This window comes from Micromonospora arborensis, from assembly GCF_003205615.1.
GTDB classification, from domain to species: domain Bacteria; phylum Actinomycetota; class Actinomycetes; order Mycobacteriales; family Micromonosporaceae; genus Micromonospora; species Micromonospora arborensis.
In genome coordinates, this window is the sequence record NZ_PYBV01000164.1 from 1 (window position 1) to 363 (window position 363).

The window sequence follows — 363 nt, forward strand, 5'->3', positions numbered from 1 at the left end:
CGCAGAAGCTCCAGGGCGCCGAGGGTCCGTTCGTCGCGGTCTCCGACTGGATGCGCGCGGTGCCGGACCAGATCTCGCGCTGGGTGCCGGGTCAGTGGCAGTCGCTGGGTGCGGACGGCTTCGGTTTCGCCGACACCCGCGGTGCCGCCCGCCGGTTCTTCCACATCGACGCGCAGTCGGTGGTGCTGGGCGTGCTGACCGAGCTGGCCAAGCAGGGCAAGATCGACCGCTCCGCGCTGAAGGAGGCGATCGACCGCTACCAGCTGCTGGACGTGGCCGCCGCCCACCCGGGCGCGGCCGGCGGAGACGCCTGAGTCCGGTCACAGTGAACGGCCGAGGGCCGGCCTCCCCGATCGGGGAGGC

The 363-nt window shown here is 73.0% G+C and carries 1 pseudogene; it reads left to right on the forward strand.

Going from position 1 to position 363, the window contains the following annotated elements:
- Positions 1–314, forward strand: a pseudogene (locus tag C7C45_RS33275) (pyruvate dehydrogenase (acetyl-transferring), homodimeric type); the annotation flags it as partial.
- Positions 315–363: the final 49 nt, after the last annotated feature.